The organism is Streptomyces sp. SID4985, from assembly GCF_009863025.1.
GTDB lineage: Bacteria > Actinomycetota > Actinomycetes > Streptomycetales > Streptomycetaceae > Streptomyces.
In genome coordinates this window covers 1-10,281 of the sequence record NZ_WWIR01000528.1, presented here as the reverse complement: position 1 = coordinate 10,281, position 10,281 = coordinate 1, and the positions used below count along the sequence as shown (strand labels likewise).

Here is a 10,281-nt window from a genome sequence, read left to right as displayed (position 1 = left end):
CCGAACCGGCGCACGGGGTGCCGATGCAGCCGCATCGCGGCCCCATGGCGCGGGCGGCCGCACACTGATCCACGCGCACGGCCGATGGCATGGCGGTGGGGTGAACGTCGCCCCACCGCCTCGCCGTTCACCCGAATCATGTCCGAACTGACGCGTACGCGCCGCATATCCGATGTTTTCCAGCGGTAGAAAGCACCTTGGTGGCAGTCTGCTCAACAGCAGATACACAAAGTGTCAGGAACAGGCAGGCAGCCGGAGGTGCGCTAACCGTGGCGTCCAATGTCAATCCCACTGTCAGGCGGCGCCGTCTCGGCCAGGAGCTGCGCAGACTCCGTGAGGCGAAGGGCATGACCGCCGAAGAGGTGGCCGATCGCCTGCTCGTGTCGCAGTCGAAGATCAGCCGGCTGGAGAACGGCCGCCGCAGCATCAGCCAGCGCGACGTGCGCGACCTGTGCGGCGTCTACGAGGTCGAGGACCAGCGCGTCGTCGACTCGCTGATGGAGATGGCCCGCGACTCCCGCCAGCAGGGCTGGTGGCACGCCTTCGGGGACATCCCGTACAGCGTGTACATCGGCCTGGAGTCGGCCGCGCAGTCACTCCGCGTGTACGAACCCCAGCTGGTGACGGGCCTGTTGCAGACCCGGGCGTACGCGGAGGCGCTGGTGCGCGGCGCGCTGCCGGAGACGTCGACCGCGGAGATCGAGAAGCGGGTCAACGTCCGTATGCACCGGCAGGAGCGGGTCACCGAGGAGGACAACCCGCTGCGCCTGTGGGTCGTCCTGGACGAGGCCGCGCTGCACCGGGTCGTGGGCAGCAGGCTGGTGATGCGCGAGCAGCTGGAGCACCTCATGGAGATGCGCCAGCTGCCCCATGTCACCGTGCAGGTCATGCCGTTCGAGGCGGGCGCGCACCCGGGGCTCAACGGGCAGTACGCCATCCTGGAGTTCGCCGACACGGCCGACTCCAGCGTGGTCTACCTGGAGGGCGTCACCAGCGACCTGTACCTGGAGAAGGCGCCCGACGTACAGAAGTACGCCGTGATGTACGAGCATTTGCGGGCACAGTCCCTCAGTGTGGAACATTCCCGGGAGTTCATCGCGAAGGCGGCGAAAAACTTCGCGGACTGAGGTCGCCGGACACGCGGCGGGGGATCGTACACCGTCGGCCCGTCCGAGCGGAGGCGCGTTTGGAATATGCCATCCGCTCGGGTGAACGGCCCATCCACGGACGGCTGTTGCCGGGTAGCGTCGATCACGCCAATCGATCGACAGGGTTGGCGTGAACCGCACTACCGCAACTCGCAACAGGAGTGGACATGGCACTGATTCAGGGCGCTTCGGAGACGTGGATGAAGTCCTCCTATTCCGCGGGCAACGGCGCCTGCGTCGAGGTCAAGTCGCCGACCGCCGCCGAACTCGCCGTTCGCGACTCCAAGGTCACCGAGGGGCCCGTGCTGGCCTTCCCGGCCGCGGCCTGGAACACCTTCGTGGCCTCGGTCAAGGCGTAAGGACCCTTCCCGGGTCCTCCTCCGCCTCCGTGGAAGCGCGACTCATGCTTCGACGGCCACGCGCGAAACAGCACCCCGCGGAGCCCTCTCGGCCAGACGCCGTCCTTGCCGAGGGGCTCCGCGCACTGATCCCGACCAAGGGCGAACCAGGGCGACTTCAGCGCACCGGGTACGCCACCTCGCACCCCGGGCCCTGCGGTCCGGCGGTCACCCGCTCCGGAAAGAAGACCTCCCGGCCCGGCCCGGCGATCTCCAGACCGGCCGCCTCCACCCACCGCTCCACCGCCTCGAAGGCGGCCACGAACAGCGCAAGGGTGACCCGATCCCCGACGATCCGGGTACGCGCCAGCCTCCCCGCCGGCTCCACCTGTACCCGGGCCGTCCCCGGCCCGTCGTAGTGCCGCTCCGCCCATGCCCGTGCCGCCGCCTCGTCCGCGACCGGCACACACGCCTCCACGGGGCCCTCGGTCCCCGCCTCGCTCCCGGCCGGTACCTCGGCGTGGTACACGGCGTACGGATCGCCCGCCACGCCCCCGCACTCCCGGGCCACCGCCTCCAGACGGTCCAGCGACTCCGGAATCCAGGTCGGCAGCTCCTCCACCAGCGGGCGCCTCGACTCGATGAGCACCGCCCGCTCCGGTATGTCCACCGTCTCGACCGTGAACCTCGCGTCCATCTCCGCAGTCCCTCCGCACAGCCGGTCACGGAGTTCGGCGACAAGGGCCCGCTGCTCGGCGATCCGGGCCTCCACCTGCGCCCAGTACCAGTCCAGCCGGTCGGCGGCCTCCAGCCCCTCGGCCTGCACCACCCCCGCGACCCGGGCCAGCGGCATGTCCAACCGCCGCAGCAGACCCACCAGCCGGGCACGCTCGACCTGCGCCGCGCGGTAGTAGCGGTAGCCCGTGGCGTCGTCCACGTGGGCCGGGGCCAGCAGGCCCCGCCGGTCGTACAGCCGGAGCGCCTTGGGCGACAGCCGGGACCGCGCGGCGAACGCGCCGATGGTCAGCAACTCGTCGTCCGCGATGGCCGACAGTTCGTCGTCCGCGCTGGTCAACGCCTCGTCCACCATGCCTTCCTCCGTCGCCGGGCGGCTCCTCCGCCCGGCGACAGCGACATTCGGCCCTGCCCCAGGGGCAAGGTCAAGCGTCAGCCGAGCTGGGTCTCGATCGCGGCCACGACCTCCGCCGACTCCGGCTCGGTCTGCGGCGAGAAGCGGGCGACGACGTCGCCGTCGCGGCCGATCAGGAACTTCTCGAAGTTCCAGCGGATGTCGCCGGTGTGCCCCTCGGCGTCCGCGAAGCCCACCAGGCGCTCGTAGAGCGGGTGCCGGTCGGCGCCGTTCACCTCGACCTTCTCGGTCAGCGGGAAGGTCACGCCGTACGTCGCCGAGCAGAACTCCGCGATCTCCTCGGCGGAGCCGGGCTCCTGCCCCATGAACTGGTTGCAGGGCACCCCGACCACGGTGAAGCCGCGGTCGCGGTAGCGCTCCTGGAGCCGCTCCAGGCCCGTGTACTGCGGGGTCAGCCCGCACTTGGAGGCCACGTTCACGATGAGGACGGGGCCGCCCGCGTAACGCGCGAGGTCGGCTTCGCCGCCCTGGAGGGCGTCGATGGGGGTGTCCAGTACGGGGGTGTTGTCATCGGTTGTCGTCATGGGCGGATGCTAGCCGGGGGGATGCGGGCCCGTGCCGCCCGGCTCGCCCCCCGTCAGGGGTGGGTCGTCCCCGCCGCCACCAGCCCGTCCCCGGCACCCGTGCGCTCGTACAGCACCGAGCGGCCCGCCCGGCGGCGTACCACCAGGCCCGCCTCCCGCAGCACCTTCAGATGGCGGCCGACCGAGCCGAGGGTCTGGCCGGTGACGGCGGTCAGCTGGGTGGTGCTCATGGGGGAGTCCAGCAGGAGCAGGACGCCCGCGCGGGCCGGGCCGAGCAGGGCGCCCAGACCCGCCGGGACCGGCCGCTCGCGGTGCCAGGCGAGGGAACCGGCGCACGGGTAGACCATGGCGTACCGCCGCCCGTCCTCCCAGGCCACCCAGCCGCCGCGCTGCGGGGTCACCGGGACGAGGGCCAGCGCGGCGCCCGAGATGTCGCGCGGGGGATACGCGTACAGGTTGACCTGGAGGCGGCTGTCCCCGAGCCACCGCGTCCGCCCCGGCCGGAGCGAGTCGAGCACCCCGGCCCAGCCGTCCCGGCTCACCCGCGCCGTGCGCGCCAGCACATCCGCCTCCAGCACCTTGCGGCGCCGCTCCCAGGTGGGCCGTACCGTCTCCGCCCACACCCACTCAAGGAGCGCGGCCGCCCGCTCGGGCAGGTCGTCGCGCTCCAGTACGGCGGGGAGCGGGCCCTCGACCGACAGCAGCAGGTGGGCGCGGGCGGCGGCCGGACGGGCGGCCCGTACCCGCGCGACCTCGGTGGCGAAGTCCTCGCCGGGGCGGGGCGTGGGGGTCAGGAAGTCGGCGGTCCAGTTCCGGCCCAGCCCGGCCTGTACGAGGCGCGCGGTGATCGGGTCGCCGGTCAACAGGGCTTGATAGCGGGGGAGATGGGCGCGCAGCCACTCCCGCTCCCCGGGATGCGAACCGCTCCCCGTGTGCAGCAGCCACAGCGCGGCGAAGGTCTCGGCGAGCGGCGAGATCACGAACCGCCCGCGCGCGAGCGTGTCGGCGTCGAGCAGCCACCACCCCAAGTCGGCTCCCCCTCACGAGCTTTCGCGCACCGGCGAAACAATATCGGCGCGGGCCAGGGGGTTTGAGACTCCCTGCATGCCCCGTTACCGATCCTTGTTCCGCACACCGGAGTTCACCCCGCTGTTCCTCGGCTCGGCCGCCCAGACCGCGGCCCAGACCCTCGGCGGACTCGCCCTCGGCACCCTCGTCTACCGCGCCACCGGCTCCCCGCTGCTCTCGGCGGTCAGCATGTTCGGCCCGTCCCTCGCCCAGGTCCTCGGCGCGACCGTGCTGCTCTCCGGCGCCGACCGGCTGCCCCCGCGCACGGCCCTGTCCGCCATCGGACTGGCCTTCGCGGCGGGTACGGCACTCCAGGCGCTGCCCGGCCTGCCCGCGGGCCTGCTCCTGCTGATCGTCCTGCTGCTGGGCCTCGTCGCCTCCCTCGGCGGGGGTGTCCGCTGGGGTCTGCTGAACGAGATCCTGAGCAAGGACGGCTATCTGCCCGGGCGTTCGCTGTTCAACATGATGAGCGGCCTGACGCAGATCACCGGTTACGCCACCGGCGGCGCCCTGCTGGCCGCCCTCTCCCCGCGCGTCTGCCTGCTCCTGGCGGCGGCCCTGTATCTGACGGCCGCGCTGCTGCTGCGCCTCGGCCTCTCCCCGCGCCCGCCCCGGATCGGCGGCCGTCCGTCCCCGGCGGCGACCTGGCGCACCAACACCCGTCTGTGGTCGGCCCGTTCGCGGCGCCTCACCTATCTGGGGCTGTGGGTGCCCAACGGCCTGGTCGTCGGCTGCGAATCGCTCTACGTGTCGTACGCCCCCCACGCGGCGGGCGCGCTGTTCGCCTGCGCGGCGCTCGGCATGTTCGCCGGGGACGTGACGGTGGGGCGTCTGCTCCCGCCCGGGGTGCGCGCCCGCCTCGCGACTCCGTTGCTGCTCCTGCTGGCCGTCCCGTACCTGCTCTTCGCCGCGCACCCGCCGCTCCCGGTGGCCGCGGTGTGCGTGACGCTCGCCTCCGTCGGCTTCGGTGCGAGCCTGGTCCAGCAGGAGCGGCTGATGAGCCTGACTCCGGACGAACTCGCCGGTCACGCCCTGGGGTTGCACTCGGCGGGCATGCTGACCCTCCAGGGCGTGAGCGCGACGCTGGCCGGTACGGTCGCCCAACTCGCCTCTCCGGCAACGGCGATGACGGTGATGGCGGCGGCGTCGGCGGCCGTGACGCTGGCCCTCGCTACAGCCGGCCGGAGTCTTCCTGCGGCCGCGGCTCGGGAAGCCGCTTAGCCTCGGGCGAGGTCAGCTCGGGAGCGGCGGGGGCGGGGGCGACCTCGGCGGCGGGGGCCGGGGTGACCTCGGGCGCGGCGGCCTGCGCCGGAGCGTTCGCCGCACCGGAGCTGCCTCCGAACTGCTGCGCCGCCTTGTCGAAGTACCGCAGCAACTCCACCGGGAACGGCATGACCAGCGTCGAGTTCTTCTCCGCGGCCACCTCGACGACCGTCTGGAGCAGCCGGAGCTGCATCGCCTCCGGCGTGTCCGACATGATCCGCGAGGCGTTGGCGAGCTGCTGCGCGGCCTGGAACTCGCCGTCGGCCGTGATGACCCGCGCCCGGCGCTCCCGCTCGGCCTCGGCCTGACGGGACATGGACCGCTTCAGCGACTCGGGCAGCTGGACGTCCTTGATCTCGACCCGGTCGATGTGGACGCCCCACCCGGCCGCCGGGCTGTCGATCATCAGGGCCAGCCCCTCGTGCAGCCGCTCACGGTCGCTGAGCAGGTCGTCCAGGTCGCTCTTGCCGATGATGGAGCGCAGCGAGGACTGGGCGACCTGGCCGACGGCGAACATGTAGTCCTGCACCTCGATGGCGGCCCGCACGGGGTCGACCACCCGGAAGTACACGACGGCGTCGACCTTCACCGAGACGTTGTCCTTGGTGATGCCCTCCTGCGTCGGCACGGGCATCGTCACGACCTGCACGTTCACCTTGCGCATGCGGTCGGCGAACGGCACCAGGAAGGTGATCCCCGGCTGCCGGGCCCCCGGTAGCGCCCTCCCCAGCCGGAACACCACCCCGCGCTCCACCTGGTTGACCACCCGCATCCCGCTCTTCAGCACGAGCAGCAGGAACACGGCCACGACCACCACTGCGACGACGGCGCCGTCCATGGCACTCCATTCTCCGACGCGACTCCTTGCCCGGCGGGCCCGGACAAGGAGAAGGACTCGAAGGGGGCCCGCGTGGATGCCGGTCCGCCGGTCATGACCACGCAAAGAATGAGCGACGGAGCATGCTGCGAAGGCGCGACGGAATACGCCCGCGAAAGGGATCGTTTGCGGTGGAATGACCGACTGGACGGCAGAGGTCCGCGACCGCAGTCCGATCCCGCCGGAGCGCCTGGCGATACGGCCCGCGGCCACGATGTGCGTCGGGTGCGCGGAGGGGGCGCGGCGCCGCTAGCGGGGGCGCCTACGTTCCGGCGCCGCCCCTGATCGGGCCGAGCGCGACGGTGACGGTCCTGCGCAGGGCCTCGGGGTCGGCGCCGGTGCGCGAGCGGAGGTTGACGCCGTAGGCGAGGAGGGTGAGGAGCTCGGCGGAGGCGTCGAGGTCCGTCCCGGGGGCGAGCTGCCCCTGGCGTCCGGCGGACACCAGGGCGGCACGCATGGCGTCGCGCAGCTCCTGGTGATGCCGTTCCAGCAGGGTGCGCACCTCGGGGTCGTCGTGCTCGGCCCCGGCGTGCGCGTTGGCGATCATGCAGCCCCAGCGGGCGTACTCGCCCGAGCAGCGGACCTCGATGAGGGCGCCGAAGAACTCGGCGACGGCCGGCAGTCCCCGCCCGTCCTCGGCCAGGCTCCGGAACGCGGGCCACGACCACTGCTCCACGTAGCGGCGCAGCGCGGCGCGGTACAGCTCCTGCTTGCCGCCGAACGTGGCGTACAGGCTGGACCGGTTGAGCCCGGTCGCGGTCACCACGTCCTGGACGCCGGTGGAGGCCACGCCCCGCCGCCAGAACAGTCGCACCACCGTGTCCAGGGTGGCGTCCGGGTCGAAGTGCTTGATGTCCGGCACGGTCCGGCCTCGTCATCCTGAAGTCATCTTGAAATGCCGATTCCAAGATACGCGCCCCGGATCAAGGGGGAACGGCTATCTTGGAACGGTCGTTCCAAGACGAACCCGGGAGGGGCGAGAGTCATGACCACGCTCAACACCGAACTGCGTGCCTTCTACACCGCGCGCCAGCAGGACATCCCCGCCGAGATCCGCGAGGTCATGCGGAGGGCGGACCAGGAACTCGCCGACTCCGGTCAGGCCGCCCAGGCCCTCACCACCGGCGACAAGGCCCCGGCCTTCACCCTCGCCACGGCCACCGGCGGCACGCTCTCGCTGGACGCGCTGCTCGCCGAGGGCCCCGTCGTCCTGACCTTCTACCGCGGTGCCTGGTGCCCGTACTGCAATCTCGCGCTCCGCGCCCTCCAGCGGCACCACGAGGCGATCACCGCGCGCGGGGCCCGGCTGGTGGCGGTCTCCCCGCAGGTCCCGGACGAGTCCCTCACCCTGTCCGAGAAGCACGAGCTGACCTTCGACGTGCTGAGCGACCCCGGCTCCGCCGTCGCGCGGCAGTACGGCCTCGCCTTCGACCTCCCCGACGACCTGGCCGCCGTCTACACCCGGCTCGGCATCGACCTCCACCGCTCCAACGGCGGCCACGCCCGCACGCTGCCGATCCCGGCGACGTACGTCATCGACGCGGCGGGGGTGATCCGCTGGGCGTTCGTCGACACGGACTACACGAAGCGGGCCGAGCCGGGGGACGTCGTGGACGCCCTGGACTCCCTCCGCTGACCGTCAGTCCTTCGCGGCGAGCTCTCCGCTGAGCGTCCCGTGGATGCGGGCGCTGCGTTCGTTCAGGCCCGTGATCTCGACCGTCTTGCCGCGCTGGGCGTACTTGGCCTCGACGGCGTCCAGGGCGGCGACGGAGGAGGCGTCCCAGATGTGGGCGGCGGAGAGGTCGATGATCACCCTCTCGGGGTCGCCCGCGTAGTCGAACCGGCCGGCCAGGTCGTTGGACGACGCGAAGAAGAGCGCGCCGGTCACCCGGTAGATCACCGTGCCGCCGTCGGGGTCGGTCACGGCGGTGACCTCGGCGAGGCGGGCCACCCGCCGGGCGAAGACCGCCATGGCGGTGATCGAGCCGACGACGACGCCGACGGCGAGGTTGTGGGTGGCGACCACGCACACGACGGTGATCACCATGACGGCGATCTCCCCGGCGGGCATCCGCCGGAGGGTCTTCGGCGCGACGGAGTGCCAGTCGAAGGTCGCGCAGCACACCATGATCATCACCGCGACCAGCGCGGCCATGGGGATACGGGACACCACCGGCCCGAAGACGACGCACAGCGTCAGCAGGAAGGCCCCCGCCAGGAAGGTGGACAGCCGGGTACGGGCACCGGAGACCCGCACGTTGATCATCGTCTGGCCGATCACGGCACAGCCGCCCATGCCGCCGAGGAACCCGGTGACGATGTTGGCGACGCCCTGCCCGACGGACTCGCGCGTCTTGGAGGAGCGGGTGTCGGTGATGTCGTCCACGAGCCGGGCGGTCATCAGCGACTCCATCAGCCCGACCAGCGCCATGGCGAGCGCGTACGGGGCGATGGTCGTGAGCGTGTCCAGGGTGAACGGCACGTCGGGCAGCCCCGGCACCGGCAGGGACGACGGCAGCTTGCCCTTGTCGCCCACGGTCGGCACCGCGATCCCCGCGGCGACCGTCACCACGGTGAGGACGGCGATGGAGACGAGCGGCGCCGGGATCACCCTGGTGACTCTCGGGAAGAACACCATCATCGCCAGCCCGGCGGCGAGCAGCGGATACACCGGCCAGGGCACGCCGGTCAGCTCCGGCACCTGCGCCATGAAGACGAGGATCGCCAGCGCGTTCACGAAGCCGACCATCACGCTGCGCGGCACGAACCGCATCAGCCTGGCGACGCCGGCCGCGCCGAGGACGATCTGGAAGACACCGGCCAGGATGACGGTGGCGATCAGATAGCCGAAGCCGTGCTCCCGGTTGACCGGTGCGATGACCAGCGCGACGGCACCGGTGGCCGCCGAGATCATGGCGGGGCGCCCGCCGACGACGGCCGTGACCACGGCCATCGTGAACGACGCGAACAGCCCGATGGCCGGATCGACCCCGGCGATCACGGAGAACGAGATCGCCTCCGGGATCAGCGCCAGGGCGACCACGAGCCCGGCCAGCACCTCGGTGCGCAGCACCCTCGGATCGGACAGCCAGGACGGACGGCGGAAACCACGCGACCACGCGGCCGGGGACGGTAGGGAGGAGGGCAAGGGAAAACGAACCTGTCGTGCTCGGGAAAGAAGCAACTTTACCCGCGGCGACGAACAGCGTCCGCGCCCTCGGGACCCCGAAGAGGCAAACCCCCGGGACCCCGAACAGGTAATACGTGGCCGCGCACCGGTCCGGATGGGTCCCGGATCTTTTTTCACCTGATCCGGGGAGCCCACCCATCCGCCCAGGTCACAGCGCCGGATTCCCCTCGTGAGAGACGAGGAGAAAGATCCCGCGCCTCGCCCGGGCCCGCTGCGCCGGGTACTCGGCGCGCTCAGCGGCCTGCTCGCCGGTTCCGGCGCCCTGGCGACGGCCGAGCTGGCGTCCGCCGCCGTCCGTCCGGAGTCCGGCCCCGTCGTCGCGGTGGGCGGCGCCGCCATCGACCGCACGCCCGCCGCCGTGAAGGACTGGGCGATCCGCCAGTTCGGCACCGCCGACAAGCTGGTGCTCCAGACGGGCATCGTGGTCGTGCTGGCCGTCCTGGTGGCCGGGCTGGGCGTGCCGGCCGTACGGTTCCGGCGGGCTGGAGCCGCCGGTGTCCTGCTCTTCGGGCTCGTCGGCGCCGTGGCCGCGACCGGCCGCCCCGACTCCACGGGCCTCACCGACGCGCTGCCCTCCCTGCTCGGCGCCGTAGCGGGAGCGCTGCTCCTGTACGCCCTCGCGGGGCGCCTCCAGCACCGGCGGGACGAGCCCGGCCCCACCCCCGGAACCACCGGCGCCTTCGACCGCCGGGGCTTCGTCCTCACGGCGGCGGCCACCGCGGC

General features: G+C 72.1%; 10 protein-coding genes and 1 pseudogene. 5 read left to right on the top strand and 6 right to left on the bottom strand.

What is annotated here, in order from left to right; genetic code table 11:
• Positions 1-269 precede the first annotated feature (269 nt).
• Together GTW40_RS22985 and GTW40_RS22980 are read left to right on the top strand one after the other, a co-directional pair.
• Positions 270-1,127 (top strand): helix-turn-helix transcriptional regulator, encoded by an 858-nt coding sequence (locus tag GTW40_RS22985; protein WP_161182086.1) that lies wholly within the window; start codon positions 270-272, stop codon positions 1,125-1,127.
• A gap of 188 nt (positions 1,128-1,315) precedes the next feature.
• The gene (locus tag GTW40_RS22980) at positions 1,316-1,507 is read left to right on the top strand and encodes a DUF397 domain-containing protein (protein WP_161182085.1); all 192 of its coding nucleotides are present in this window, start codon (positions 1,316-1,318) and stop codon (positions 1,505-1,507) included.
• A 157-nt stretch (positions 1,508-1,664) separates the two neighbouring features.
• Here the strand turns inward: GTW40_RS22980 and GTW40_RS22975 are convergent, their stop codons facing one another.
• The 3 genes from GTW40_RS22975 to GTW40_RS22965 all read right to left on the bottom strand — a co-directional run bounded on the left by GTW40_RS22975 (position 1,665) and on the right by GTW40_RS22965 (position 4,188).
• Positions 1,665-2,576, bottom strand: coding sequence for a helix-turn-helix domain-containing protein (locus tag GTW40_RS22975; RefSeq protein ID WP_161182084.1), 912 nt, complete (start codon positions 2,574-2,576; stop codon positions 1,665-1,667).
• A 77-nt stretch (positions 2,577-2,653) separates the two neighbouring features.
• A complete protein-coding gene (locus tag GTW40_RS22970; RefSeq protein WP_161182083.1) occupies positions 2,654-3,160 on the bottom strand; it encodes a glutathione peroxidase in 507 nt (168 codons plus the stop codon).
• Between the two features lie 53 nt (positions 3,161-3,213).
• Complete coding sequence (locus tag GTW40_RS22965; RefSeq protein ID WP_161182082.1) at positions 3,214-4,188, bottom strand: helix-turn-helix domain-containing protein; 975 nt, start codon at positions 4,186-4,188, stop codon at positions 3,214-3,216.
• Positions 4,189-4,264: 76 nt separating this feature from the next.
• On the opposite strand from GTW40_RS22965, the gene GTW40_RS22960 reads away from it, so the two are divergent.
• A complete protein-coding gene (locus tag GTW40_RS22960; protein ID WP_161182081.1) occupies positions 4,265-5,449 on the top strand; it encodes an MFS transporter in 1,185 nt (394 codons plus the stop codon).
• On the opposite strand, the gene GTW40_RS22955 is transcribed toward GTW40_RS22960, so the two are convergent.
• Both GTW40_RS22955 and GTW40_RS22945 read right to left on the bottom strand, forming a co-directional pair.
• Positions 5,400-6,329 carry a slipin family protein gene (locus GTW40_RS22955; RefSeq protein WP_161182080.1) on the bottom strand — a complete coding sequence of 310 codons (930 nt, stop codon included), beginning with the start codon at positions 6,327-6,329 and terminating at the stop codon, positions 5,400-5,402. The genes GTW40_RS22960 and GTW40_RS22955 overlap by 50 nt on opposite strands.
• 301 nt (positions 6,330-6,630) lie before the next feature.
• Positions 6,631-7,230 carry a TetR/AcrR family transcriptional regulator gene (locus GTW40_RS22945; protein WP_161182078.1) on the bottom strand — a complete coding sequence of 200 codons (600 nt, stop codon included), beginning with the start codon at positions 7,228-7,230 and terminating at the stop codon, positions 6,631-6,633.
• 123 nt (positions 7,231-7,353) lie between these two features.
• On the opposite strand from GTW40_RS22945, the gene GTW40_RS22940 reads away from it, so the two are divergent.
• Entirely contained in the window at positions 7,354-8,004 is a 651-nt protein-coding gene (locus GTW40_RS22940; protein ID WP_161182077.1) for a peroxiredoxin-like family protein, read from the top strand.
• A 3-nt stretch (positions 8,005-8,007) separates the two neighbouring features.
• On the opposite strand, the gene GTW40_RS22935 is transcribed toward GTW40_RS22940, so the two are convergent.
• The gene (locus GTW40_RS22935) at positions 8,008-9,516 is read right to left on the bottom strand and encodes a SulP family inorganic anion transporter (protein ID WP_161182076.1); all 1,509 of its coding nucleotides are present in this window, start codon (positions 9,514-9,516) and stop codon (positions 8,008-8,010) included.
• A gap of 211 nt (positions 9,517-9,727) precedes the next feature.
• Between GTW40_RS22935 and GTW40_RS22930 the strand changes: the two are divergent.
• Positions 9,728-10,281 (top strand): annotated as a pseudogene (locus tag GTW40_RS22930) (molybdopterin-binding oxidoreductase); the annotation flags it as partial.

Bases quoted from the DNA above. Each gene is read 5' to 3' on its own strand.
- GTW40_RS22980 (WP_161182085.1), top strand. From the start codon at position 1,316: ATGGCACTGATTCAGGGCGCTTCGGAGACGTGGATGAAGTCCTCCTAT.
- GTW40_RS22975 (WP_161182084.1), bottom strand. From the start codon at position 2,576: ATGGTGGACGAGGCGTTGACCAGCGCGGACGACGAACTGTCGGCCATC.
- GTW40_RS22970 (WP_161182083.1), bottom strand. From the start codon at position 3,160: ATGACGACAACCGATGACAACACCCCCGTACTGGACACCCCCATCGAC.
- GTW40_RS22960 (WP_161182081.1), top strand. From the start codon at position 4,265: ATGCCCCGTTACCGATCCTTGTTCCGCACACCGGAGTTCACCCCGCTG.
- GTW40_RS22955 (WP_161182080.1), bottom strand. From the start codon at position 6,329: ATGGACGGCGCCGTCGTCGCAGTGGTGGTCGTGGCCGTGTTCCTGCTG.
- GTW40_RS22940 (WP_161182077.1), top strand. From the start codon at position 7,354: ATGACCACGCTCAACACCGAACTGCGTGCCTTCTACACCGCGCGCCAG.